Origin of the sequence: Pseudomonas alliivorans (assembly GCF_017826695.1) — a bacterium.
Taxonomy (GTDB): Bacteria; Pseudomonadota; Gammaproteobacteria; order Pseudomonadales; family Pseudomonadaceae; genus Aquipseudomonas; species Aquipseudomonas alliivorans.
The window spans coordinates 305,651-329,917 of record NZ_JAFFZW010000002.1; the positions used below are offsets into that span (position 1 = coordinate 305,651).

The following is a 24,267-nucleotide window of genomic DNA, read 5'->3' on the forward strand; positions in this document are numbered from 1 at the left end:
GGCCGGAGAATCAAGCCAACCGTTGATATTGTCATGCTTGCGAGCCATTCGAAGCATACGTGCTTTGCATATAAAAAGCCTAACCCGTCAGGAACACCACCATGATTGCGCTGTTAAAGCCCACGTCCGAACAGGTCGGTCACTACGACCGTTTCCTCAACGCCCTGAGCGAGGGTGGTTTTCGCGGGGAAATCGCCCAGGACATGGGGTCGCGCACCGTGCTGGCCACCGACAACTCCATCTACCAGCGCCTGCCACAGGCCGCGGTGTTCCCGATGGACAGCCATGACGTGGCCATCGTCGCCCGACTGGCTGCGCGTCCTGAACACAGACAGGTCGTCCTGACACCTCGAGGCGGCGGCACCGGCACCAATGGCCAGTCGCTGACCGATGGAGTGGTGGTCGATCTGTCGCGGCACATGAACACTATTCTTGAGATCAACGTCGAGGAACGCTGGGTGCGGGTCCAGACCGGCGTTGTCAAGGACCAGCTCAATGCAGCGCTCAAGCCGCACGGCCTGTTTTTCGCGCCGGAGCTGTCCACCTCAAACCGCGCCACGGTGGGCGGCATGATCAACACCGACGCAAGCGGGCAGGGCAGCTGCACTTACGGCAAGACCCGTGACCATGTGCTGGAGCTGTCCACCGTGTTGCTGGGTGGCTCGTACGTGAACACTCAAGTCATGGACGCCACGCAACTGACGCGCGAACAGGCGCGGGTTGACCGTGCAGGCGAGGTCTATCGTTGCGCGCAGCAGATTGCCGACACCCAGGCACAGCGGATCAAGGACATTTTCCCGCCGCTCAATCGATGCCTGACCGGCTATGACCTGGCGCACCTGCGTGAGGAAGACGGCCGCTTCAACCTCAACAGCGTGCTGTGCGGTTCCGAGGGGTCGCTGGGTTTTATCGTCGAAGCCAAACTGAACGTACTGCCGATTCCCAAGCATTCGATTCTGGTCAACGTGCGGTACGCAGGCTTCATGGACGCATTGCGCGACGCCAAGGCGTTGATGGCGCACAAACCGCTGTCCATCGAAACGGTGGATTCCAAGGTGCTGATGCTGGCGATGCAGGACATCGTCTGGCACGGCGTTGCCGAGTATTTCCCTCAGGATCCGGCCACGCCGACGCTGGGTATCAACCTGATCGAGTTCAGTGGCGACGAGCTGAACGAAGTCGAACAGCGGGTGCATGCGTTTGTCGCGCACCTGCAGACCGACACCTCGGTGGTGCGTCTCGGTCATACGCTGGCGACGGGCAGTGCAGCGGTCAACCGCGTCTATACCATGCGTAAACGTTCTGTCGGTCTGCTGGGTAACGTCAAAGGCGAAGCGCGGCCGCAGCCGTTTGTGGAAGACACGGCCGTGCCGCCGGAAAACCTGGCCGATTACATTCAGGAGTTCCGTGCGCTGTTGGACAGTTACGGTCTGCAATACGGAATGTTCGGTCATGTGGACGCCGGCGTGCTGCACGTACGGCCGATTCTGGACATGAAAGACCCGGCGCAGGCGGCCTTGATTCGTCCGATTTCCGATGCCGTCGCTGCGCTGACCAAGCGCTACGGCGGTCTGCTCTGGGGCGAGCATGGCAAGGGCCTGCGCTCGCAGTACGTGCCCGAGTACTTCGGTGATCTGTATCCCGCGCTTCAGGCGTTGAAGGCGGCCTGTGACCCGTTCAACCAGCTCAACCCCGGAAAGATTGCCACGCCTGCTTCGGTGCCTGAGGCGCGTCTTACCCTGGTGGACGAGGTGACGCTGCGCGGTGATCTGGACCGAACCATCGACGAGCGCGTCTGGCAGAGCTACGACACGGCGTTGCACTGCAATGGCAACGGCGCCTGTTACAACTACGACCCAGACGATGCAATGTGCCCGTCGTGGAAGGCTACCCGTGACCGAGTTCACTCCCCGAAGGGCCGGGCTTCATTGGTCCGGGAATGGCTGCGTCTGCAGGGCGGGCAGGATGTGAACGTGCTGACCGCCAGCGCCAGGGCGCGTACTGCCAACGTTGTGAAAAGCCTGGCCGAGCGCACCGTCAACAGCGTCGCCCGCGTCGCCGGGCAGAAGGATTTTTCTCATGACGTCTATGACGCCATGGCAGGTTGCCTGGCCTGCAAATCCTGCGCAGGCCAGTGCCCGGTCAAGGTCAATGTCCCGGAGTTTCGTTCGCGCTTTCTGGAGCTGTACCACAGCCGCTACCTGCGTCCGCTCAAGGATTATCTGATTGGCTCGCTTGAGTTCAGCATCCCGCATCTGGCGCGCTTTCCCAAGCTGTACAACGGCGTGATGGGGGCAAAGCCGGTCCGCTATCTGCTTGAGCACGTGGCTGGCATGGTCGACAGCCCGTTGCTGAGCCTGATGGACTTCCGCGCAGCCTGCGCGCGCTGGAACGTCGGCATTGCGACGCCTGAGCGTCTCGCGGCGCTGACTGAGCAGGAGCGCCAGCGCACAGTGGTGCTGGTGCAGGACGCATTCACCCGTTACTTCGAAACCCCGCTGGCGGCCGACTGGCTGGAGCTGATCTCGCGCATGGGTTACCAGGTCTACCTTGCGCCGTTCGCCCCCAACGGCAAGCCCTTGCAGGTTCAGGGCTTCATGGCGGCGTTCGAAAAGGCGGCGAGTTTCAACAGCCAGTCACTGCGCAAGCTGCAGGAATCCGGCATCCCATTGATCGGCCTCGACCCGGCAATGACACTGGTTTATCGCCAGGAATACAGCAAGACCCTGGGCAGCGAGAACGTTCCGAGCGTGATGCTGCCTCAGGAATGGCTGGCCTCGGCGCTGGTCGAGCAGGGTTCGGAAGCCGAAAGCGAAACGTATTACTTTCTGCCGCACTGCACCGAAAAAACCAACGAACCGGGCAGCGTAGGCCTCTGGCAGAAAGCTTTCGCCCGCTATGGCCTGACGCTGCAGGTATTGCCGAGCGGCTGCTGTGGCATGTCCGGCACCTACGGCCACGAAACGCGCAACGCGAAGACCAGTGAGACCATCTACAGCCAGTCCTGGCAGCCGCTGGTGGCACGTCATGGCGGTGACGACCGACTGGTTGCCGATGGTTATTCGTGCAGGAGCCAGGTCAAGCGTCAGGATGGCAAGGTGATCAGGCATCCGTTGCAAGTGCTGTTGGAGCGGCTGCGGGCTGCATGATCCCGCACGACCGAATGATCGGTGGGATCGCACCTGATGGGACGCAGAGCGTCCCGGGCTGCACGCCAATGCGGAGCATTGGTTTGATCAGCAGGGTGAAAGCACCGCGCCCATGCTTAAACCAGATACTTCCGGAACCATCCCAGCGTCCGGTCCCAGGCCAGTCTGGCGGCGGCTTCGTCGTAGCGCGGGGTCGAGTCGTTGTGGAAGCCATGATTGGCACCCGGATAAATGTAGGCTTCGTAAGTCGTGCCAGCGGCTTTCAGAGCCTGTTCGTAAGCAGGCCAGCCTTCGTTGATACGCGTGTCCAGTTCGCCGTAGTGGATCATGATCGGTGCCTTGATCTTCACCACATCCTCTGATTTCGGCTGACGTCCATAAAACGACACCGCCGCACCCAGCTCCGGATACGCCACCGCTGCTGCGTTGGTGACGCCGCCGCCGTAGCAGAACCCGGTGATACCGACTTTGCCCGTGGTCGCGTCATGCTTCATCAGCCATTCGATGGCCGCGAAGAAATCATTCATCAGCTTTTCGGGATCGACCTTCTGCTGAAGCTCGCGACCTTTGTCATCGTTGCCCGGGTATCCGCCGACCGATGACAGCCCGTCCGGTGCCAGGGCAATGAAGCCGGCTTTGGCCACGCGACGGGCAACGTCTTCGATATACGGGTTCAGACCCCGGTTTTCATGCGCCACGACAATCGCGGCAACTTTACCGGTCGCCCTGGCGGGACGCACCAGATAGCCTCGCACCTGACCATGGCCCTTGGGCGAGGGGTAATTCACGTACTCGGCGATGATGTCCGGGTCGGTGAACTCCACCTGCTCGGCCAGCGCATAGTCGGGACTCAGGGAAGCGAGCAGGGCGCTTGCGGTAAGACCGCCCAGGGTGAACACTGCCGCGCGGTCGAGAAATTCGCGCCGGTTGATCCTGCCATGGGCGTAGTAGTCGTAAAGTTCGAGCAGTTCAGGGGCAAAGTCTTTCGCTGTGAGACGTTCCATCCGTACCCTTCCTTATCAATCATTCGAGGCCAGCCATACGCTGGGTCAGCAGCGCTCCATTAAAGCAGTGTTTGGCCGGGATGAGGCGTTTCACCTGCACAACGCTCCATGTCAAAGCGCCCGGTCGAATTGTCCTGTGGTCGCCAGGGGCACTTTCCGGGGGCAACGCCTTCAAACAAGAGCCTCACAGGCCGGTTGCAACGACAATTTTTGTTGCTGTACGCATCAAGCGCAGCGTGTTCATGCCGACAATACGACATGAATCACGTCTTGATACACCACGGTCGTATTCAACCTGCACTTTCGAGATAACGTGATGATCCTCTCCGCCGATGACCGTTCCCAGCTCTTCAAGGAGACTGCTGTCCAGTTCTGGAAACACATCATCCCTATCGTGTACGTCGCGCTTCTGATCCATTTTGTTCTGTTCGGCCTGTTCATCGCTCTGAACGTCACCATTCTCTGGGGCGCCAACCTGCTGAGCACGCTGATCTACATCAATTGCCTGTACCTGATACGGCGTCGCCGTTACCGGCAGGCAGGTCAGTGGATGAGCCTTGAGATCATCGGTCACGCCATTCTGGCAACCTGGGTGTTGGGCTGGGACAGCAATTTCAGCTTCTACCTGTTCTGCGTCGTGCCGATCATCGCCTTTACCTTTCAACTGGCCACGTTCAGGCGGTTGGTCTACAGCCTGTCGATCCTGATGGCGGCTGTCGGCTGCTTCGCATTTCGCCGCTACATGGGGCTCTCGTCCGGGCTGAGCAGAGAGGTTCTGGACATTTTCGGCATCGCAAATGTACTGATCGCAACGTCGCTGTCGATCTATGCGACGGCATTGTCGGTTCGCTTTACCTCTTCGATGCAACTGAGCCTGTTCCATATTGCCAATCGGGACAGCCTCACCAATCTTTACACGCGCCGAAGAATCCTGCATCGCGTGCGGCAGATGGAATCGCAACGCGAAGGGCTTTCTGCTTCGCTGATATTGCTCGACATCGATCATTTCAAGCAGATCAACGACCTTCATGGCCACGAGTCCGGCGACCTCATCCTGCAACGCGTTGCTGGCATCATCAGCGCGTGTGTGCGTCACGACGACATGGCTGCCCGCTGGGGCGGCGAAGAATTTCTGGTGCTTATGCCCGATACCTCACTGGCCGACACGCATAAGGTGGCCGAACGTATCTGGGCGCGCATCAGAGAGGAAGCAGGGCACATCGATACCCGCAGGCTGGACGTGACGGCGACGCTGGCGACAGCGGTGATCCATCCGGGCGAGGCTTTTCAGGTTGCGCTCAATCGCGCGGATGCATTGCTGTATCAGGGAAAGGAGCAGGGCCGAAATCGAGTGATGACGGCCGAACAGGTGATGTGTGTTACAGCGCCTTCAGAAAGACCAGCTTGAGGTAGGCGCTGATGGTTTGCGCCCCCCCGTAGGCCTTGTCGAGGTGTTTTTCTGCCATCGACAGATGGGCATGAAGCTGCTCGGCCACTTTCTGCTGACCATAAAGTGACACGAACGTGGACTTGCCCTTGTCCTTGCCTTGATCCTTGGCGTTGTCGAGCGCCTCGTCCTGTAGATCGTCGTACAACTGGAAGGCGTGACCCAGCTCCGTGGCAAAACCCTGCAACTCAAACCGTACAGACTCGTCAGCGCTGCTGATCAGCCACGCCATGTCCATGATGGCGCCGAACAGAACGCCGGTCTTGAGTCGATTGGTCAGGGCAATCTCCTCGGCACAGCGGCTGCGCTGACCTTCACGCAGGTCCTGATACTGTCCGCGAACCAACCCTTGCATGCCGACTGTATCGGCGAGAATTTCAACGATCCGGGTACGGTTCGAGGGTGGCACCTCATTGATCGCGGCAACCACGCCAAATGCCCGGCTCAGCAGCGCAATCGCTGCGAGGATTGCCACGTCCTGACCGAATTTCAGGTGGACGGTAGGGCGTCCACGCCTCAGCTGTGCGTTATCCATGCACGGCATGTCATCCAGCACCAGAGACGCGGCGTGGATCATCTCCACGGCACAGCCCAGATCCAGCGATGCATCGCCAGACTGGCGGTCGGAGTGCTCCAGCCCCTCGGCGGCCAGCATCAGCAGCATGGGGCGCACGCGTTTACCGGGTGCCAGCGTACCTTCGCGCATCGCCAGCGCGACCAGGTCGCGCTCATTCCCTTCCTGCGGCAACAACTCGTCCAGGCGTTTCTCGATGCGCGCACGCATGTCTGCCAGTTGCTCGATCAGGCCATTATGGAGGGAGGCATCCATTTCCATTTTTGTCATTGCTTCTACTCTGGCTATATAGGCTCGACAGTCCAACTGCCTCGTCTCAGGCTCACTTCCTGACTTTCAAACAAACGGAACGACCTCCGCTCCTGAGTGCCTCAAGAATCTAGAGACCACACGCTCGGAAAAATGATCCAGCTAAATCGGAGCTGTCATGGATAAAATCGACCTCAGTCGACGCAAGGATGATCACCTCGATATCGTCCTTCAACAGCGCTGCGCGGGCTCTGATACAGGCCTTGACGCAGTGCGCTTCGAACATTGCGCACTGCCGGAACTGAACCTTGGCGACATTGATTTAAGCAGCAGTCTGTTGGGTATTCCCCTGCGCGCACCGCTGTTGATCAGCTCGATGACCGGCGGTGCCGAGCGCTCCACAGCGATCAATCGGCATCTGGCCCGGGCCGCGCAGCGGCTGGGGATCGCCATGGGCGTCGGGTCGCAACGGGTCGGATTGCGCAGCCCCAACGATCAGGGGCTGACCCGCGAACTCAGGCGTCTGGCCCCGGATATCCCGCTGTTGAGCAACATCGGCGCTGCGCAGTTGCTTGAAGCGGACGGCCTTGACCTGGCGCGCCGGGCAGTGGATGCGTTGCAGGCCAATGCCTTGATTATTCACCTGAACCCCTTGCAGGAAGCTGTCCAGGCGGAAGGCGACAAGGACTGGCGCGGGGTACTGGATGCGATTGGGCGTACGGTCGAAAGCGTCGGCGTGCCGGTCATCGTCAAGGAGGTCGGTGCCGGGTTGTCGGTTCCTGTCGCGCGTTCGCTGGTTGCCAATGGTGTTCAGGTGCTGGATGTGGCGGGCAAGGGCGGGACGAGTTGGGCTGCGGTCGAGGGCGAGCGCGCCACCCGTTCGGCGGATCGTGACGTGGCGATGGCCTTTGCGGATTGGGGTATACCGACGGCCGCAAGCCTGATCAACGTCCGACAGGCACTGCCCCACACGACGCTGATCGCTTCCGGTGGCATTCGTAATGGTATCGATGCTGCTCGGGCCATTCGTCTGGGAGCCGATCTGGTTGGACAGGCTGCCGGTGTGCTTACCGAAGCGTTGGAATCGGATTCCGCCGTGGTTGAACATTTTGAAACAATAATTCGCCAGCTGCGTATCGTCTGCTTCTGTACGGGGTCGCGGGATCTGGCCGCATTGCGTGGCGCGCGGCTGCTTGACCCACTCCCGTTGAGCGAGCGCATTTCATGAGTCATTTCGGCGTAGTGGCCCCCGCGTTCTACAGCCATTTTCAGGCGTTTCAGGCTCTGGCGCTGGAATTGATCGAGCGCGGTCACCGGGTCACGTTTTTCCATCAGGCCGATGCACATCGCTGGCTGACCGATCCACGCATTGGCTTTTATACCCTGGGCGCCATCAGCCACCCGCCCGGCAGTCTCGCCAGAACGTTGCGCCGGGCCGCCGCACCGCACGGCCCGCTGGGCTTGCGCCGGGTGATTAGAGATCTGAGCGCGACAACGGCCATGTTCTGTACCGAACTGCCTGCCGCACTGGCGCACGAAGCCATCGACGCTCTGCTGTGCGACCAGATGGAAGCGGGCAGCGGTCTGGTGGCTGAGGCACTGGGTCTGCCATTCGTTTCCGTGGCCTGCGCACTGCCGATCAACCGTGAACCGCAGTTGCCGTTGCCGGTGATGCCGTTTGCCTATGGCACGGATGCACGCAGCAGACGCCTCTATGAGGCAAGCACTCGGGTCTACGACTGGATGATGCGACCGTTGCGCAAGGTCTTGCACGATGCGTCCCATCGGTTGGGCGTGACACCGCGTAATGGCATGCACGAATACCTGTCGCCGTTTGCGCAGATCAGCCAGACGCTGGACGGTTTCGATTTCCCGCGTGAAAACCGGCCTGCGCATTTTCATACGGTAGGCCCGCTGAGAACTGCGCCTCAGACGGTGCAGGGCGAGTGGTCCATCGATCCGAATCGGCCCTTCATTTTCGCCAGCCTGGGTACATTGCAGGGAGGGCGGCTGGGGATGTTCAAACAGATGGTGATCGCCTGTCAGCGTCTGAACGCGCAGTTGCTGATCGCTCACTGTGGCGGCCTCGATGCCGCTCAGGAACAGGCGCTCAGGCAAATGGGTGACGTCCGCGTCACGGCATTCGCGCCTCAACAATGGGTGCTGGAGCAGGCCGATGTCGTGATTACCCACGGCGGCCTTAACACCGTGATGGATGCGATTGCCGCCTGCACGCCGATGCTCGTCATGCCGATTGCTTTCGATCAGCCTGGGGTAGCGGCCAGGGTCTGTTATCACAGGCTAGGCAAGCAGCTGCCTCGTCGCGCCCGAGCGGCAAAAATCCAGGCTCAGTTGGAACATCTGCTCGTGCACTCCGACAAACCGCTGCGCCAGTTGGCGACTGAACTGGATTCGGCAGGCGGAACCTTCAAGGCCGCGAATATCATCGAAGATGTGCTTCGCACGCGCCAGCCGGTATTCGCAGGGGGCGTTCATGCCATATGACCTGATTCTGGCCGGCGGCGGATTGGCCAACGGGCTGATTGCCTGGCGTCTCAAGCAACGTCGGCCCGAGCTGAAGATCCTCTGTATCGAGGAGCAGCCGCAACTGGGCGGCAATCACACCTGGTCCTTTCATGACGGCGACCTGAGTCAGGAGCAACATCAATGGTTGCGCCCATTGGTGGTCAAGACCTGGCCTGCTTACGACGTCTATTTCCCAGAGCGCTCGCGGCGGATGGAAAGCGGCTACGCAAGTGTGACTTCCGAGCGGTTTGCTCAGGTCATCGAGCCTGCGCTGGGCGATAGCCTGATGACGGGAACGCGCATTGTCGACGTCAGCCCGAACTCGGTACTGCTCGACAACGGCGAACGTCTGCAGGCGTGCGCCGTGATCGATGGCCGTGGCGTACAGCCCAGCCCGCATCTGGTGCTCGGACAACAGGCATTTCTGGGCCAGTTGCTGCAGTTGAAGCACCCCCACGGTCTGGACATGCCGATCATCATGGATGCCCGTGTACCTCAGGAAAGCGGGTATCGCTTCGTTTACGTATTGCCGTTTTCCAGGGACACGCTGCTGATCGAGGACACCCATTACGTGGACCGGCAATTGTCTTCACCGGATGAATTGCGTCGGCACATCGCCGATTATGCGCGTCAGCACGGCTGGACGATTCAGTCCTGCCTTCGCGAGGAGCAGGGCGTACTGCCCATTACGCTGGCCGGGGATTTCAACGCGTTCTGGAACGAAAAGCCAGGTCAGCCGCGTTCCGGTCTGCGCGCAGGCCTGTTTCACTGCACCACAGGCTACTCGCTGCCATTGGCCGTCAGGCTGGCCGAGTGGATCACTCGTCAGAACAACTTTGATGCCGAGTCGCTGGCAGCAGGTATTCGCGCGTTTGCGCAGAGCCAGTGGCAGCGCCAGCGTTTCTACCGGCTGCTCAACCGCATGCTTTTTCTGGCTGGCCGACCTCAGGATCGCTGGCAAGTGATGCAACGCTTTTACGGGTTGCCCGACAACCTGATTCGCCGCTTTTACGCCGGTGACACGCTCGCCCGCGACAAGGTCCGGGTGCTGGTCGGCAAGCCCCCTGTGCCGGTCGCCGAAGCCATGCGTGCCGCAGTACGTTATCTGCCCAGACATTACGAGAGTTCTTTATGACCCCAGCAAAAAACGCCGTGGTGATCGGCGCCGGTTTCGGCGGCCTGGCACTGGCGATCCGGCTTCAGGCCGCAGGCGTGCAGACGACCTTGCTTGAAAAGCGTGACAAGCCTGGCGGCAGGGCCTACGTCTATGAAGACGAGGGTTTCACCTTCGATGCAGGTCCTACGGTGATCACCGACCCATCGGCCATCGAAGAGCTGTTCACGGCGGCCGGCAAGTCGATTAAGGATTACGTCGATCTGTTGCCTGTCTCGCCGTTTTACCGTTTGTGCTGGGAGGACGGTACGCAATTCGATTACGCAAACGATCAGGCTTCTCTGGATCGCCAGATCGGCGCGCTCAACCCCAGGGACGTCGCGGGCTATCAGCGGTTTCTGGCGTATTCGAAAGCCGTGTTCAACGAGGGGTACCTGAAGCTGGGGGCGGTGCCGTTCCTGTCGTTTCGCGACATGATTCAGGCCGGTCCGCAACTGGCGCGTCTTCAGGCCTGGCGCAGCGTGTACTCCAAAGTGTCGGAGTTCATCGAAGACGAGAAACTGCGTCAGGCGTTCTCGTTTCATTCGTTGCTGGTGGGCGGTAACCCGTTTGCCACATCGTCCATTTACACCCTGATTCATGCGCTGGAGCGCCAGTGGGGCGTCTGGTTTCCGAAGGGTGGCACGGGTGCGCTGGTGCAGGGTCTGGTCAAGTTGTTCGAGGACATCGGCGGGCGCATCGAGCTCAATGCCGAAGTCGCCAGCATCGAAGTCAGCGGCGCACGCGCCACTGGCGTACGGTTGCGGGATGGGCGTGTGTTAAGCGCCGACTGCGTGGCCTCGAACGCCGACGTGGTGCACACCTATGCCGAGCTTCTGGCCCAGTACCCTAGAGGGGTGAAGGAGGGCGCCCGGCTCAAGCGCAAGCGGTTCAGCAACTCGCTGTTCGTGATCCATTTCGGCCTCAAGCGCCCCCAGCCCCAATTGCAGCACCACACTGTTTGCTTCGGGCCGCGCTACCGCGAACTGATTCAGGAAATCTTCAAGGGCGATGCGCTGGCCGAGGATTTCTCGCTGTACCTGCACGCCCCCTGCATCACCGACCCGAGCCTTGCGCCGCCGGGCTGCTCCAGCCATTACGTGCTGTCACCGGTTCCGCACCTGGGCAATGCGCCTATCGATTGGGAAATCGAAGGGCCGCGCTACCGTGACCGGATCTTTGAATACCTGGAGAAGTACTACATGCCAGGCCTGCGCGAAGACCTTGTGACCAGCCGGATCTTCACGCCCAACGACTTTCGCGATGAGTTGAATGCGCATCTGGGGTCGGCCTTCTCGCTGGAGCCGATCCTGCAGCAAAGTGCCTGGTTCCGGCCTCATAACCGCGATGCGAATCTGGCCAATGTGTATCTGGTTGGCGCCGGGACGCATCCGGGCGCAGGGGTTCCCGGTGTGATCGGTTCGGCCAAGGCGACCGCAGGCTTGATGCTGGAGGGCGTCCACGCATGATGGCACCGGATACACAGGATCAGCAGCTTGTAGACCATGCGTTACAGAGTATTGCCGTGGGTTCCAAGAGCTTTGCGGCCGCCTCGAAATTGTTTGATCCGTTGACGCGCCGCAGCGCCGTGATGTTGTACGCATGGTGCCGCCATTGTGATGATGTCATTGATGGTCAGGAAGCGGGGCATGACGCCACCGTCATCTCACCCGCTGAAGTACGTGAACGTCTGGCCGGACTCATTGCCAGGACGCATGACGTCTACGCAGGCATCCCTGCGCAGACACCGGCCTTCGCTGCGTTCAAGGACGTGGTCTACCGCCACGGCATTCGTCGGGACTACGCACTGGATCACCTCGCAGGTTTTGCGATGGACGTGAATGAACGGGACTATCGCAGCATCGAGGACACGCTGGAGTATTGCTACCACGTCGCCGGGGTCGTCGGGTTAATGATGGCGCAGGTCATGAACGTCAGCGATGATGCGACCCTGGACCGGGCCTGCGATCTGGGTATGGCGTTTCAGTTGACCAACATTGCCCGGGACATCGTCGAGGACGCTTCGGTTGGGCGTTGTTATCTGCCAGCCGACTGGCTGGCTGAAATAGGCATCCCTCGTGACCGTCTGGCCGCGCCTGAGTATCGCCAGCGGATCGCCGTGCTTGCCCGGCGGCTGGTGGACATGGCCGAGCCTTTCTATGAGAGCGCGCAGGCCGGACTGGCCGGGTTGCCGTGGCGCTCTGCCTGGGCAGTGGCCACGGCCAGAGGTGTTTATCGCGAGATTGGAATAAAAGTGCGCGAGGCCGGAGCGCAAGCCTGGGACTCACGCCAGTCGACCTCGAAACTGGACAAGCTCAGACGGGTGGCTGCAGGAGCCTGGCAGGCGACTATTTCACGCGGGAAGCGCTATCCTCCACGTCCGCCTGACCTTTGGAAACGCCCTCGTCGTGCCTATTGAGCGGACCGCCATGCAGTTCGCGCAGTTGCGCCTTCAGTTTTGCCACTGAAGGCGCGTACAGGAAGCCGAATGACACGCAGCGTTCCTTGCCGGACACCGCATGATGCATCAGGTGCGCTTGATAGAGCCGCTTCGCATAGCCTGCGCGAGGCACAAGGCTGAACGGCCAACGTCGGTGAACCAGCCCATCGTGGGCAACGAAATACAGCAGGCCATAGGCCGTCATCCCGGCACCGATCCACTCCAGCGGGTGATAACCCCCGGTGCCCAATGCAATCAGCACGATCGCAACGCCCGCGAAAACCACCGCATACAGATCATTCTTCTCGAACCAGCCGGTCCGGGGTTCATGGTGCGAGCGATGCCAGCCCCATCCCCAGCCATGCATGACGTACTTGTGCGCCAGGAACGCGAAGCCTTCCATGCCGATCAGCGTGGCGAGAAACACCAGCGAGTTGAAAATCATCCGTTTTGTCCTCCAGGGTTGCCTGGGTTGAGACTGTGGCAGCGGGGCGGCGTTCGTTCGGGCTCTCGGGCGGTATCGCCAGGGACTGCAAATCGTACCCTGCACAGGCGCGTGCGCTCTACTCTGCGTGTAGACTTTCGCCACTCGAACGGCAAAGCCGCGCATTATGCGCTCCAGCCACTATCTGCATCGATCAAGGGTGTTTATGGATTTGCGTCAGCTTGAAGCCTTTGCGGCAGTGATGTCGGCAGGCAGTGTCACGGCCGCTGGCAAGATGCTCGGCCGCTCACAGCCATCGGTCACCCGGGTGATTCAGGAGCTTGAGCAGGAACTGGGTTTTGCGCTGTTCGAGCGCAGCGGGCCGAAGGTCACGCCGACGCACAAGGCGTTCATGATGTATGGCGAGGTGGAGAGTGCGCTGCTGGGTATCCGCAACATTCGCCAGCGCGCGCAGCACATCGCCGAGGAAGAAAATCATCAGATCAAACTGGTGGCGATTTCCGCGCTGGCCGCCGGGCTGCTGCCGGCCGCGCTGGCCAGGCTGCCGGAGCACTTGAAGCCAAGGCAAATCCAGCTGCAGAGCATGTCGCCGGAAAATGTGGTGCAGGCGGTGCTGTCCAAGACCACGGACCTGGGGGCGGTAAGCCTGCCGCTGGAGCATCGCGGGCTGGAGATTCACTGGATCGGCGAGGCACCTTGCGTCGCTGTCCTGCCAGCTGAATCCGACCTGGCGACCTATGAGGTGCTGCCACTGGACGTGCTGGCGCGTCAGACGCTGATTACCATGGCCAACCCCTATCGGTTTCGTCGACGCATCGACAAGGCGTTTCAGGAGGCGGGCGGCGAGCTGCCGCACATGCTCGACACCAACACGTCACTGATCGCCATGCAGATGGCCAGGGCCGGGCTGGGCATTGCATTGGTCGATCCGTTCACGGCCATGGGTGTGCCGATTCAAGGGGTAGTGGTGCGGCCGATCGCCTGCAACATCCCGTTCTTCTTCGGTCTGATTTCGGCCTTCGCCAGCCCGCATTCCGATGTGGCCCTTGCGCTGATCGATGAAATCGCCGTGGCTGCGAAGGCGCTGTTGCCTGAAATGGTCATGCATGAAGCCAGTGCTCACGATGCTCTGTTGCAGAGCATTTACGCCGAATGAGAGCGGTCAGCCGGCCCTCAAAATCGTATCGACCTGCCATTTAAGAATATCAATATGCTTTTTTTCGCGTTGCGGGAATAAAAAACGCCTTTTAGTATTCGTTTTTTGCATTCATACCCTTAAAGAATTCATTTATTTCGTTATTGGAATGGATTTTGAAAGGTTGAATGAAGGCTCGGGCTGTCTGCCCGATCATTTACCGAGTACCGATCAATGCCCCATGTAGATGCCCCCGCAGGTCTTGAAGCACTGGAAACACGCTTGTGTCAGGACCTGGCCTGGCTGGACCTGCCTGCCAACCCGTGGGTCAAACCACGCGAGAGTGAGGGCAGAGCCGTGCTGGACGTCGCGATCATCGGCGGTGGCATGGCGGGACTTGCGTTGGCGGCCGAGCTGCGCCATCTGGGCGTGGCCGCCGTGATATTCGATCAGTCGCCCGCAGGCTACGAAGGCCCCTGGGCGACGACTGCGCGCATGGAAACCCTGCGCTCGCCCAAACAGCTCACCGGCCCGGCGCTCGGTCTTCCCGCGCTCACCTTCCGTGCCTGGTACGAAGCGCAGTATGGCGCCGAAGGCTGGGCGACACTGGACAAGATTGCGCGCCTGCAATGGGCCGATTACCTGCGCTGGTACCGCAAGGTGTTGAACCTGGACGTGCGCAATGAACACCGTGTCAGTCGGGTCGTGCCCAGATCGGACGGTCTGGTTGCGCTGGATGTCGAAACACCGTCCCAGACACTTTTCTTTGTCGCGCGCCATGTAGTGCTGGCGACCGGCCGTGACGGACTGGGCGGTCCGTGGGTGCCCGAATTCGCGAAGTCGCTCCCCAGGCATTTATGGGCTCACTCCGCTGACGGCCTGCAGGACAACTGGTTCGAAGGCAAACGCGTCGCCGTGATCGGTGGCGGCGCCTCGGCCATGGACAGCGCCGCGACTGCGCTGGAAGCGGGCGCGACGGGGGTGGATCTGCTTATTCGTCGTGCTGTGCTGCCGCGCATCAACAAGGGCAAGGGCGCAGGCAATCCGGGTATGGTCCATGGCTACTGGCGCCTGCCGGATGAGTGGAAGTGGCGAATCCGTCATTACCTCAACACCCAACAGGTTCCGCCGCCACGCGGCAGTACGTTGCGGGTCTCCAGCTCGGGCAAGGCGCGGTTTCTGCTCGGTTGTCCGCTGGTGGGTGTCGAGCAGAACCCTGCGGGCGGCGTGTGGCTGGATACACCTTCGGCACGAATCGAAGCGGATTTCGTGGTGTTTGCCACAGGCTTTCGTACCGACTTCGAGCAGAGGCCGGAGTTCGCACCGTTTTCAGCGCACATTCGTGTCTGGCAGGACCGATTCAACGCGTGCCCTGATGAACAGGATGCGGAACTGGCTCAATTGCCGGATCTGGGCAACTGTTTCGAATTTCAGGAGAAAAAGCCGGGTGCCTGCCCCGGAATCGAACACATCCATTGTTTCAGCTACCCCGCAGCATTGAGCTACGGCGCGGTGTCCGGCGATATTCCGGCCATCAGCGAAGGCTCCAAGCGCCTGGCGCACGCACTGGTAGGGCAGTTGTTCAATGAAGACGTGGCGCTGCATTTTCAGGCCATGCGCGACTATGCCGATCCTGAACTGTTGGGCGACGAATGGGTTGCCAGTCAGCCGAATGCCGACGAGTTACGCTCATGATCGGCTGGGCATTGCGTCGGCTGACACAGTCGCTGTTGGTGATTCTGCTGATGACCCTGGTGGTGTTCGTCGGCCTTAATGCGATTGGCAATCCGATGGACATCCTGGTGGGTGAAGACCTCAATCAGGCCGAGCGTCTGCAGGCGATTGCGCATCTGGGGCTGGACAAGCCGCTGTGGCAGCAATACCTGATCTTTCTCAAGGGGGCGGTGCACGGCAATCTCGGCCAAAGCTTCGTTTACCACGAAGACGCCATGCGCCTGATTCTGCAACGCCTGCCAGCAACCTTCGAACTGGCCTTCAGCGCGCTGTTTCTGGCGGTGGTGATCGGCGTGCCGCTGGGCATGTTTGCCGGGACCTGGCCGGATCATCCGGTTTCCAGGCTGCTGATGGCGGGCAGTATTGTCGGCTTCTCGCTGCCGGCGTTCTGGGTGGCCTTGATGATGATCATGCTGTTCTCGATCACGTTGGGCTGGCTGCCCGCCAGTGGGCGCGGCGAGACCCGTGAGTGGCTGGGTGTGCAGTGGTCATGGCTGACACTGGACGGCCTGCAGCACTTGCTGTTGCCCGCGTTGAATCTGGCGCTGTTCAAGATTTCGCTGGTGTTGCGGCTGACTCGTGCCGGTGTACGCGAGGTGCTGCCCCAGGAGTTCGTCAAATTTGCCCGGGCCAAGGGTCTGTCGCCGTTGCGCGTGATGTGCATGCACGTCATGCGCAACACCATGATCCCCGTCGTGACTGTCTTGGCCATGGAACTGGGTTCGACCATTGCCTACGCGGTGGTCACCGAAAGCATCTTTGCCTGGCCCGGTGCAGGCAAGCTGATTCTGGACAGCATCAACATGCTGGATCGCCCGGTGGTGGTCGCTTACCTGATGGTCGTCGTGGTGATTTTCGTGGTGCTCAACCTGATCGTCGACGGCCTGTATTACCTGCTCGATCCACGCGTACGCGTCGAGGCTTCCCGATGAATGCCATTCCCAAGGCGTCGACCGTCAGTGTCGGCCTGCAAGCACAGTCGCCGTGGCGGCGCGTGGCGGTCGAGTTCACTCGGTCGCCGTCTGCCCTGGTGGGGCTGGTGATTCTGATGATCATCATTCTGGTCGCCGCGCTGGCGCCCTGGATCGTGGTCCAGAACCCCTACGATCTGATGCAACTGAATGTCATGGATGCCCGCATGGCGCCCGGCAGTCCGAACATGGACACCGGTTACACCTATTGGCTGGGCACGGACGGACAAGGGCGCGATCTGGTATCGGCGATCATTTACGGCTTGCGCATCAGCCTGTGGGTCGGCATTGGTTCGGCGCTGATCGCTGCCGTGATCGGCACGTTGCTGGGACTGGTCTCTGCATATGCAGGCGGCTGGGTCGATGCGCTGTTGATGCGTCTGGTGGACCTGCTGCTGTCATTTCCGGTGATCCTCATGGCCTTGATGATCCTCGCCTGGCTGGGCAAGGGCGTCGGTAATGTGATGCTTACCCTGGTGTTGCTGGAATGGGCTTATTACGCCCGCACTGCAAGGGGCCAGGCCCTGACTGAAAGCCGTCGCGAATACGTCGATGCGGCGCGCGGGCAGGGCATTGGCCCGTGGCGCATCGTGATCGGTCATATTCTGCCCAACTGCCTGCCGCCACTGATCGTGATCGGCGCATTGCAGATTGCCCGTGCCATCACGCTGGAGGCGACCCTGTCGTTTCTCGGTCTGGGCGTGCCGGTCACCGAGCCGTCGCTGGGGCTGCTGATTGCCAACGGCTTCCAGTACATGCTCAGCAACGAATACTGGATCAGCCTGTTTCCGGGGCTGGCGCTGTTGATCACCATCGTCGCGATCAATCTGGTGGGCGACCGTCTGCGCGATGTGCTGAACCCGAGGTTGCAGCGATGAGCCAGCTTGAAGCAACGCCGATGGCTGATCAGCCGACCCTTGACGTGCGCGGCCTGTGCACCTCGTTCCATACCCGCGCAGGCGTGTTGCCTGCCGTGCGTGATGTGTCATTGAGTGTGCAACCAGGACGGATTCTCGGCCTGGTGGGTGAATCCGGATCGGGCAAGTCCGTGACGGGGTTTTCTATTCTCGGACTGGTCGACGAGCCGGGCCGCATCAGTGCAGGCCAGGTGCTGTTCAAGGGGCGTGACCTGACGAAACTCACGGCCTCGCAGCTGCGCGATGTGCAGGGCAATCGGGTTGCAATGATCTTTCAGGACCCGATGATGACCCTCAATCCTGTCCTGCGGGTCGACACGCAGATGGTCGAGGCCGTCCGTGCGCACCGTTCGGTCAGCAGACGCGAAGCACGTGAGCACGCCAGCCGCACGCTGGCACAGATGGGCATTGCCAGCCCTGAAGAACGCCTGCGCGCCTATCCGCATCAATTGTCCGGCGGCATGCGTCAACGGGTGGCGATTGCCATTGCGTTGTTGCACGCCCCGGACCTGATCATTGCCGATGAGCCGACCACCGCGCTGGACGTGACCATTCAGGCGCAGATTCTCAGCGAAGTGCAGAGGCTGGTCCGGGAGCAGGGCACATCGCTGATCTGGATCACCCATGATCTTTCTGTGGTGGCCGGGCTGGCCGATGACGTGGCGGTGATGTACGCCGGACGCATCGTCGAGCAGGGTTCGGTCGCCGATGTGCTGGACCGCCCGCAACACCCTTACACCCAGGGGCTGATCGACAGCCTGCCCAGTCGTAACCGGCGAGGGCAGCGCCTGCGGCAGATTCCCGGCATGGCGCCGGATCTGTCGTCGATGCCGCAAGGCTGTGCGTTTGCCGCCCGTTGCCCAAGGGCGTCGTCGGTCTGTGCACAGGAACCTGCACCTCGCGAAATCGCGCCTGGCCAGACGGTTCGTTGTTTTCATCCGGGAGCTGCCGATGTCCAGTGAACTGATTCCCCTGATCGAGCTGCATCGGGTCAGCAAAACCTTCGGCAAACCGGTAGCTCAACGTTCGGTCCAGGGCGTTCTGCAGCGTCTGCACCTGACGCGACCCAGACCTGTCACCCATGCGGTCGATGCCGTGGACCTGCGCATCGCCCGTGGTGAGGTGGTCGGGCTGGTCGGGGAGTCAGGCTGTGGCAAGTCGACACTCGGGCGCATGGTTGCCGGCTTGCTGCCGGTGTCGTCAGGCTCTGTCTCGGTAGACGGAAAACCCATCGACAACCTGACCGCCAGCGAGCGCAAGGCGCTGCGTCTCAAGGTGCAGATGATCTTTCAGGACCCGTCATCGAGTCTCAATCCGCGCCTGCGGGTCGACCGTATCGTCGGCGAAGGTGCGCTGTTGCATGGCCTGACCGACAGCAAAGGCATGGACGATTACGTCAGTGCGCAGTTGCAGCGCGCCGGTCTCAGTCCGCAACTGCGCCAGCGTTACCCGCACCAGTTCAGTGGCGGCCAGCGCCAGCGTATCGGTATTGCCAGGGCGCTGGCCGTGCAGCCTGAACTGCTGGTGTGCGATGAGTCGGTCGCCGCGCTGGATGTTTCGATTCAGGCGCAGATTCTCAACCTGTTCATGGACCTGCGCGATGAGCTGGGCCTGACCTATCTGTTCATCAGTCATGACCTGGGTGTCGTTGAACACCTGTGTGACCGGGTCGTGGTGATGTACTTGGGCCGTGTGGTCGAGACTGCATCGGTCGATGACCTTTTCGCCCGTGCCAATCATCCGTACACCCAGGCACTGCTGGCGCAGATCCCGCGTTTCGATATTCGCAGTACCCGATATGACGCGATCAAAGGGGAAATCCCCAGCCCGCTGAACCCGCCCGCCGGGTGTCATTTCCATCCTCGTTGCCCGCACGCCATGGCGCGCTGCCGCGAAGAAGTTCCAGCGCTGAGGGAGGTTTCGCCGAACCACCGGAGCGCGTGTCACCTCAACGACAACCTCTGAACGGGCGCGCAGTTGCTCGTGTTCCCTCTTGCCAATGATTGCGTATCAGGAATTCTCATGAAACCACTTGTTCGTTCCCTGTTAGCTTCAGCCCTTGTTCTGGCCGCAGGCAGTGCGGTCGCGCAGGGGCTGCGTATCGGCTATGCCGACCCGATTTCATCCCTTGATCCACAACTGAACAACTACGCTGGAGACCGTTCGGTTGCCCTGCATGCGTTTGAGTCGCTGGTCAGCCGCCGCGATGACAAGACCCTGCCGGGGCTGGCGAAAAGCTGGAAAGTGGTCGATGACACCACGTGGGAGTTCGACCTGCGTGACGACGTCAAATGGCAGGACGGTCAGCCGCTGACCGCTGACGATCTGGTGTTCTCGTTCGAGCGCGCCCGCAATGTGCCGGGCAGCGTGGCGTCTTACGCCGGGGCGACGCGCACCGTCGCTTCCGTTACTGCCAAGGACGATCACACGCTGATCATCAAGACCCGCCTGCCCAACGCCAACCTGCTGCCGGACGTCGATTCGATCTACATCGTCAGCCGCCACGCAGGCGCCAACGCCAGCAGCGCCGACTACAACTCCGGCAAGGCCATGATCGGGACCGGGCCTTATCGCTTCGTGTCCTTTGTGCCTGGCGACCGGACGGTTTTCGAGCGCAACGATGCCTACTGGGGCCCGAAGCCGATCTGGGACAAGGTCGACTACCGTTTCATCGCCAATGCGGCCAACCGCACCGCGGCATTGCTGGCAGGCGACGTGGATGTGATCGACAAGGTCTCGCCAACGGATGTGGAGCGTCTGCGCCAGACGCCGACGGTCAAGGTTTATGCCGATCAGGGCTTGCGTGCGCTGCTGATTCAGCCAAGTTTTCGCGCCGGTCCCAATGAGTTCATTCGTGACAACGCGGGCAAGCCGCTGCCCGAAAACCCGTTGCTGGACGTTCGTGTGCGCAGGGCGCTGTCACTGGCCATCAACCGTCAGGCCATCAACGAACGCATCATGCAAGGCACTGTGACCGAGGCCAATCAGTGGATGCCAGCCAATACCTTCGGCTATAACCCGGACGTGAAGAACATCCCGTATGACCCGAAGCAGGCCAAGGATCTGCTGGCGCAGGCGGGCTTTCCCGAAGGCTTTCAGTTGACTGTCCATGTCCCCGGTGACCGCTACCCGCAGGCGCCGGAGGTCATGCAGGCCGTCGCGCAGTTCTGGTCGCGCATCGGCGTCAAGGTCCAGCTGGAAGTGCTGCCATGGGCGGTTTATGCCGGCAAGGCCAACAAGAACGAGCTGGCGATCAGTGTGATCGCCTGGGGAAACGGCACGGGTGAGGCGGCTTATGCGCTGACCAATATCCTGACCACCGTCGACAGCGCCAAGGGGCAGGGCGCGTCCAACTGGGGCCATTACAGCAACCCGGTCGTGGACAAGGCGCTTGCAGATTCGACCGCCGAATTCGATGAAGCCAGACGCCGCAAGATTCTTCAGGACTCGGTCAAGGTGGTCAGCGATGACGTGGGGATCATTCCGCTGTTCCATTACCAGAACATCTGGGCGGCGCGCAAAGGGCTGAAAGTCGAGCCACTGGTCAGCGACCGCACGGCCGCCACCATGGTCACCGAACAACCCTGATTTTTCACGCCTTCGCGTCGCTATTTCAATCGCGATGCGAAGGCCATACCGACGTTGAGAATGCCCATGATCCTGACGACTGACACCACCCCTCAGCCTGACCTGCTCGACAGCCTGTTGAACATCGAGCCAGGCAGCCATTTGCACAAGGTTCGCCATGCCCGCGACAAAGTCGCTTCGGCCACCCAGGGCAGTCAGGACCTGTTTTTCGACCCGGCACTGGATAACGACCTGTCACTGGGCGAGCGCCTGTGGGTGGCCTATTACGCCGCAAAGCTTGGCGAACAGGCCAATCTGAGCACGCATTATCTGAAGCAATTGCAGGCGCTGGGAATAAAAGCCCCGGTACTGGCCGACATCGATGCGGGGGCCATTGATGTGCTGGATGATGCGCGGCTCGCGGCGATTCTGCGTTTCACCCGTACTTTGATCGAGTCGCCGGTGCATGGCGATCAGGCTGCGCTGCTGACGTTGCAGCACGAAGGGCTGAGCACCGCCGAAATCGTCGTGCTCGCGCAGTTGATTGCATTCATGTCCTATCAAGTGCGTCTGGCCGCAGGTCTCGGCGCGCTGCACTCTGCCGGAGCAGCCCAATGAGCGAGCTTATCGAAAGCAATGGTTTCACCAATCAGGTGCTGGGCTGGAAAGCCTGGCTGCCTACAGTCGAGCTGAACGGCGCAACGCCGGAACAGCTCGCCGTGCTTGAAGAAAGCCATCCGCAGGCCAAGACCTCGGATTACTACCTGACCCTGGCCCATCATCCCGCCATTCTTCGCCAGCGCTCCCAGGCGTTCAACGCCATCATGTACGCGCCGGGCGGCCTGTCCCGCGCCGAGCGCGAGCTGGCCAGCACCGTGGTGTCGCGGATCAATCGCTGTGTGTACTGCGCTTCTGTGCACGCACAACGCTTCGAGCAACTTGCCAAGCGTAACGACGTCATCGCCCAGGTATTCGCCGACCCGGCGACGGCAGGCACCACTGATCGTGAGCGCGCTATCGTCCAGTTCGCCATCGACTTGACGCTTGAGCCTGAGTCGCTCAATGCTGGCCACATTCAAGCGTTGCGTGAGCAAGGGCTGGACGATGCGCAGCTGCTGGACCTGATTCACGCGATTTCGATTTTTGCCTGGGCCAATCGGTTGATGCTGAATCTGGGGGAGCCGGTTTATCCCGAGGCGCGTTCAGAAGGCTGATAACCCAGCCTCATCATGCCTCTGCCTGACCCGTTGCAGCGATGCGCCGGGGCTTGTTCCGGCGCCGGAACTACACCAGCCTGGGCTGCACCGAATCCGCCAGCCGGGTCAGGATCAGGCAACACGACACCGCGCCTGCATCCAGCACGCCAATCGAGCGTTCGCCCAGGCGGCTGGCGCGGCCGATTTTTGCCATCAGGTCCCTGGTCGAGTCGCGTCCCTGTGAAGCCGCGCGTTTCATGGCTTCCAGCGCGTCGTTGAACGAAGCGCCCGAGGCATGGGCCTGTTCGAAAGCTTCGACCGCTGGAATCAAGGTGTCCATCAGACACTTGTCGCCTACACCGGCTTCAGTGATGTCCTGCAAGGAGGTCAGCCCGCCGCGCAGCAGGTGAGCGAACGTCGCTGCGTCGATCTGCTCGCTGCCGCGTACTTCATCGGCCATGCCAATGAACAGGCTGCCGTACAGCGGGCCCATGGAGCCGCCGATGCCTTCCATCAGGCTTAGCGTAAGCTCGTCGAGTGCTTCGGCGAGGGTCAGTTGTCGACCCTCGATGCTGCGTCCGCAATGGGCAAAGCCCTTGGCCATGTTGATGCCGTGGTCGCCGTCACCGATGGCACCGTCGACTTCACTGAGGTATTCACGGTTGGCCACGATCACCGCGACCAGATCGGTGACGATGGCGCTGCCGTCACGAGAGGAAAAATGCTGGCTCATGGTTCACTCCGCCTGGGTCATGCCGATGGAGCGGCAAGGGTGGTCGATCAGGGTTTTCAGCTCGGCGTCCAGGCCCAGCAGGGTCAGAGTCACGCCCATCATTTCCAGAGACGTGAAGTAATTGCCGACGTAGCAGCGATGAATGTTCAAGCCCCGCGCCTTGAGCTGGCGCTCGACTTCTGCGTAGAAAATGTACAGCTCCATGACCGGCGTTGCGCCAAGTCCCGAGACCAGCACCACAACGCTGTCGTCCTGATTGAAATCCCGGTCAGCGAGAATCGGTGCCAGCATGCGCTCGGCCATGGCTGCGGCGGATTCGATGGGGATGACTTCAATGCCGGGTTCGCCGTGGTGGCCGATACCCAGCTCCATCTGGCCGTCCGGAATCTGGAAGTTGGGCTTGCCGACTGCCGCGATGGTACAGGGCGTAAGGCCGATACCGATGGAGCGGCACTGATCGACGGCTTTCTGAGCCACACGGATCACGCCGTCCAGGTCGTAGCCCAGCGCTGCGGCAGCGCCGCCGGTCTTCCACATGAAGATTTCCCCGGCCACGCCGCGACGCTTGGCAATGTCGGCTTTGGGGGCCGAGGCCACGTCGTCGTTGGCAACCACGGTGCGAATCTGCAGATCCTTGCTGGCCGCCATTTTCATCGCCAGCTTTACGTTCATGTTGTCGCCGGCGTAGTTGCCATACAGGCAGGCCACGCCAGCGCCGCGATCCGCTGCGCGGAAGGCATCGAAGAAACTCTTGGCCGTCGGAGAAGAGAAAATCTCGCCGACTGCCACGGCATCGACAAGGCCGGGGCCGACATAGCCGAGAAAAGCCGGCTCGTGACCCGAACCTCCGCCGGTGACGATGCCGACCCGGCCGTGGGGTGAAGGCGTGGTTTTGCTGATGACCCTGGGGTTGCTGGTGCCTTGGGACAGCTCGGAATGCGCGGCCAGAATGCCGCGCAGCATGTCCTCGACCACTTGGTCGGGATCGTTGATGACTCGATTCATAACGCGGTTTCCTGTGTTCTTT

21 protein-coding genes are annotated in these 24,267 nt (G+C 61.0%); 16 read left to right on the plus strand and 5 right to left on the minus strand.

From position 1 onward, the window contains the following. Positions 1-101 precede the first annotated feature (101 nt). A complete protein-coding gene (ydiJ, locus tag JTJ32_RS06080) occupies positions 102-3,149 on the plus strand; it encodes a D-2-hydroxyglutarate dehydrogenase YdiJ (RefSeq protein WP_210041417.1) in 3,048 nt (1,015 codons plus the stop codon). A gap of 116 nt (positions 3,150-3,265) precedes the next feature. Here ydiJ and yghX read toward each other — a convergent pair whose 3' ends face one another. After that, a complete protein-coding gene (gene yghX / locus JTJ32_RS06085) occupies positions 3,266-4,153 on the minus strand; it encodes a YghX family hydrolase (protein WP_099230572.1) in 888 nt (295 codons plus the stop codon). Between the two features lie 316 nt (positions 4,154-4,469). On the opposite strand from yghX, the gene JTJ32_RS06090 reads away from it, so the two are divergent. Beyond that, positions 4,470-5,561: a GGDEF domain-containing protein gene (locus JTJ32_RS06090; protein WP_210041418.1), complete on the plus strand. Its 1,092-nt coding sequence runs from the start codon at positions 4,470-4,472 to the stop codon at positions 5,559-5,561. Here the strand turns inward: JTJ32_RS06090 and JTJ32_RS06095 are convergent. Then, positions 5,533-6,429 carry a polyprenyl synthetase family protein gene (locus tag JTJ32_RS06095; protein WP_236059202.1) on the minus strand — a complete coding sequence of 299 codons (897 nt, stop codon included), beginning with the start codon at positions 6,427-6,429 and terminating at the stop codon, positions 5,533-5,535. The genes JTJ32_RS06090 and JTJ32_RS06095 overlap by 29 nt on opposite strands. Before the next feature lie 172 nt (positions 6,430-6,601). Between JTJ32_RS06095 and fni the strand changes: the two genes are divergently transcribed. The 5 genes from fni to crtB are packed head-to-tail and all read left to right on the plus strand — an operon-like array spanning position 6,602 to position 12,521. After that, positions 6,602-7,651, plus strand: coding sequence for a type 2 isopentenyl-diphosphate Delta-isomerase (gene fni, locus JTJ32_RS06100; RefSeq protein WP_210041419.1), 1,050 nt, complete (start codon positions 6,602-6,604; stop codon positions 7,649-7,651). Then, a complete protein-coding gene (locus JTJ32_RS06105) occupies positions 7,648-8,928 on the plus strand; it encodes a glycosyltransferase (protein ID WP_099230580.1) in 1,281 nt (426 codons plus the stop codon). Before fni ends, JTJ32_RS06105 begins: the two co-directional genes overlap by 4 nt. After that, positions 8,918-10,084, plus strand: a complete 1,167-nt coding sequence (gene crtY / locus JTJ32_RS06110; RefSeq protein ID WP_099230582.1) for a lycopene beta-cyclase CrtY — start codon at positions 8,918-8,920, stop codon at positions 10,082-10,084. The genes JTJ32_RS06105 and crtY overlap by 11 nt, the downstream gene beginning before the upstream one ends. After that, positions 10,081-11,571, plus strand: coding sequence for a phytoene desaturase (locus JTJ32_RS06115; RefSeq protein WP_099230584.1), 1,491 nt, complete (start codon positions 10,081-10,083; stop codon positions 11,569-11,571). The genes crtY and JTJ32_RS06115 overlap by 4 nt, the downstream gene beginning before the upstream one ends. Beyond that, positions 11,568-12,521 carry a 15-cis-phytoene synthase CrtB gene (gene crtB / locus JTJ32_RS06120; RefSeq protein ID WP_210041420.1) on the plus strand — a complete coding sequence of 318 codons (954 nt, stop codon included), beginning with the start codon at positions 11,568-11,570 and terminating at the stop codon, positions 12,519-12,521. The genes JTJ32_RS06115 and crtB overlap by 4 nt, the downstream gene beginning before the upstream one ends. Here the strand turns inward: crtB and JTJ32_RS06125 are convergent. After that, positions 12,451-12,987 (minus strand): sterol desaturase family protein, encoded by a 537-nt coding sequence (locus JTJ32_RS06125; RefSeq protein ID WP_184322776.1) that lies wholly within the window; start codon positions 12,985-12,987, stop codon positions 12,451-12,453. The genes crtB and JTJ32_RS06125 overlap by 71 nt on opposite strands. Before the next feature lie 205 nt (positions 12,988-13,192). Between JTJ32_RS06125 and JTJ32_RS06130 the strand changes: the two genes are divergently transcribed. The 9 genes from JTJ32_RS06130 to JTJ32_RS06170 all read left to right on the plus strand — a co-directional run bounded on the left by JTJ32_RS06130 (position 13,193) and on the right by JTJ32_RS06170 (position 22,525). Next, entirely contained in the window at positions 13,193-14,143 is a 951-nt protein-coding gene (locus JTJ32_RS06130; RefSeq protein ID WP_210041421.1) for a LysR family transcriptional regulator, read from the plus strand. Positions 14,144-14,356: 213 nt separating this feature from the next. Continuing rightward, positions 14,357-15,817 (plus strand): SidA/IucD/PvdA family monooxygenase, encoded by a 1,461-nt coding sequence (locus JTJ32_RS06135; RefSeq protein WP_184322774.1) that lies wholly within the window; start codon positions 14,357-14,359, stop codon positions 15,815-15,817. After that, on the plus strand, positions 15,814-16,788 hold the full coding sequence (locus JTJ32_RS06140) for an ABC transporter permease (RefSeq protein WP_210041422.1): 975 nt from the start codon (positions 15,814-15,816) through the stop codon (positions 16,786-16,788). Before JTJ32_RS06135 ends, JTJ32_RS06140 begins: the two co-directional genes overlap by 4 nt. Next, positions 16,785-17,705 carry an ABC transporter permease gene (locus JTJ32_RS06145; RefSeq protein ID WP_210041423.1) on the plus strand — a complete coding sequence of 307 codons (921 nt, stop codon included), beginning with the start codon at positions 16,785-16,787 and terminating at the stop codon, positions 17,703-17,705. Before JTJ32_RS06140 ends, JTJ32_RS06145 begins: the two co-directional genes overlap by 4 nt. Then, positions 17,702-18,706: an ABC transporter ATP-binding protein gene (locus JTJ32_RS06150; protein ID WP_210041424.1), complete on the plus strand. Its 1,005-nt coding sequence runs from the start codon at positions 17,702-17,704 to the stop codon at positions 18,704-18,706. The genes JTJ32_RS06145 and JTJ32_RS06150 overlap by 4 nt, the downstream gene beginning before the upstream one ends. After that, on the plus strand, positions 18,696-19,709 hold the full coding sequence (locus JTJ32_RS06155) for an ABC transporter ATP-binding protein (protein WP_184322770.1): 1,014 nt from the start codon (positions 18,696-18,698) through the stop codon (positions 19,707-19,709). The genes JTJ32_RS06150 and JTJ32_RS06155 overlap by 11 nt, the downstream gene beginning before the upstream one ends. Positions 19,710-19,766: 57 nt before the next feature. Continuing rightward, complete coding sequence (locus tag JTJ32_RS06160) at positions 19,767-21,332, plus strand: ABC transporter substrate-binding protein (RefSeq protein WP_210041425.1); 1,566 nt, start codon at positions 19,767-19,769, stop codon at positions 21,330-21,332. A gap of 66 nt (positions 21,333-21,398) precedes the next feature. Further along, positions 21,399-21,929 (plus strand): CMD domain-containing protein, encoded by a 531-nt coding sequence (locus tag JTJ32_RS06165; RefSeq protein ID WP_408004576.1) that lies wholly within the window; start codon positions 21,399-21,401, stop codon positions 21,927-21,929. After that, positions 21,926-22,525: a peroxidase-related enzyme gene (locus tag JTJ32_RS06170; RefSeq protein ID WP_210041426.1), complete on the plus strand. Its 600-nt coding sequence runs from the start codon at positions 21,926-21,928 to the stop codon at positions 22,523-22,525. The genes JTJ32_RS06165 and JTJ32_RS06170 overlap by 4 nt, the downstream gene beginning before the upstream one ends. A gap of 70 nt (positions 22,526-22,595) precedes the next feature. Here JTJ32_RS06170 and dhaL read toward each other — a convergent pair whose 3' ends face one another. Further along, complete coding sequence (gene dhaL / locus JTJ32_RS06175; protein ID WP_099230608.1) at positions 22,596-23,240, minus strand: dihydroxyacetone kinase subunit DhaL; 645 nt, start codon at positions 23,238-23,240, stop codon at positions 22,596-22,598. A 3-nt stretch (positions 23,241-23,243) separates the two neighbouring features. Continuing rightward, complete coding sequence (locus JTJ32_RS06180) at positions 23,244-24,245, minus strand: dihydroxyacetone kinase subunit DhaK (protein ID WP_099230610.1); 1,002 nt, start codon at positions 24,243-24,245, stop codon at positions 23,244-23,246. Positions 24,246-24,267: the final 22 nt, after the last annotated feature.

Coding starts and splice junctions, on each gene's coding strand:
- ydiJ (WP_210041417.1), top strand. CDS start 102: ATGATTGCGCTGTTAAAGCCCACGTCCGAACAGGTCGGTCACTACGAC.
- yghX (WP_099230572.1), bottom strand. CDS start 4,153: ATGGAACGTCTCACAGCGAAAGACTTTGCCCCTGAACTGCTCGAACTT.
- JTJ32_RS06090 (WP_210041418.1), top strand. CDS start 4,470: ATGATCCTCTCCGCCGATGACCGTTCCCAGCTCTTCAAGGAGACTGCT.
- JTJ32_RS06095 (WP_236059202.1), bottom strand. CDS start 6,429: ATGGATGCCTCCCTCCATAATGGCCTGATCGAGCAACTGGCAGACATG.
- fni (WP_210041419.1), top strand. CDS start 6,602: ATGGATAAAATCGACCTCAGTCGACGCAAGGATGATCACCTCGATATC.
- JTJ32_RS06105 (WP_099230580.1), top strand. CDS start 7,648: ATGAGTCATTTCGGCGTAGTGGCCCCCGCGTTCTACAGCCATTTTCAG.
- crtY (WP_099230582.1), top strand. CDS start 8,918: ATGCCATATGACCTGATTCTGGCCGGCGGCGGATTGGCCAACGGGCTG.
- JTJ32_RS06115 (WP_099230584.1), top strand. CDS start 10,081: ATGACCCCAGCAAAAAACGCCGTGGTGATCGGCGCCGGTTTCGGCGGC.
- crtB (WP_210041420.1), top strand. CDS start 11,568: ATGATGGCACCGGATACACAGGATCAGCAGCTTGTAGACCATGCGTTA.
- JTJ32_RS06125 (WP_184322776.1), bottom strand. CDS start 12,987: ATGATTTTCAACTCGCTGGTGTTTCTCGCCACGCTGATCGGCATGGAA.
- JTJ32_RS06130 (WP_210041421.1), top strand. CDS start 13,193: ATGGATTTGCGTCAGCTTGAAGCCTTTGCGGCAGTGATGTCGGCAGGC.
- JTJ32_RS06135 (WP_184322774.1), top strand. CDS start 14,357: ATGCCCCATGTAGATGCCCCCGCAGGTCTTGAAGCACTGGAAACACGC.
- JTJ32_RS06140 (WP_210041422.1), top strand. CDS start 15,814: ATGATCGGCTGGGCATTGCGTCGGCTGACACAGTCGCTGTTGGTGATT.
- JTJ32_RS06145 (WP_210041423.1), top strand. CDS start 16,785: ATGAATGCCATTCCCAAGGCGTCGACCGTCAGTGTCGGCCTGCAAGCA.
- JTJ32_RS06150 (WP_210041424.1), top strand. CDS start 17,702: ATGAGCCAGCTTGAAGCAACGCCGATGGCTGATCAGCCGACCCTTGAC.
- JTJ32_RS06155 (WP_184322770.1), top strand. CDS start 18,696: ATGTCCAGTGAACTGATTCCCCTGATCGAGCTGCATCGGGTCAGCAAA.
- JTJ32_RS06160 (WP_210041425.1), top strand. CDS start 19,767: ATGAAACCACTTGTTCGTTCCCTGTTAGCTTCAGCCCTTGTTCTGGCC.
- JTJ32_RS06165 (WP_408004576.1), top strand. CDS start 21,399: ATGATCCTGACGACTGACACCACCCCTCAGCCTGACCTGCTCGACAGC.
- JTJ32_RS06170 (WP_210041426.1), top strand. CDS start 21,926: ATGAGCGAGCTTATCGAAAGCAATGGTTTCACCAATCAGGTGCTGGGC.
- dhaL (WP_099230608.1), bottom strand. CDS start 23,240: ATGAGCCAGCATTTTTCCTCTCGTGACGGCAGCGCCATCGTCACCGAT.
- JTJ32_RS06180 (WP_099230610.1), bottom strand. CDS start 24,245: ATGAATCGAGTCATCAACGATCCCGACCAAGTGGTCGAGGACATGCTG.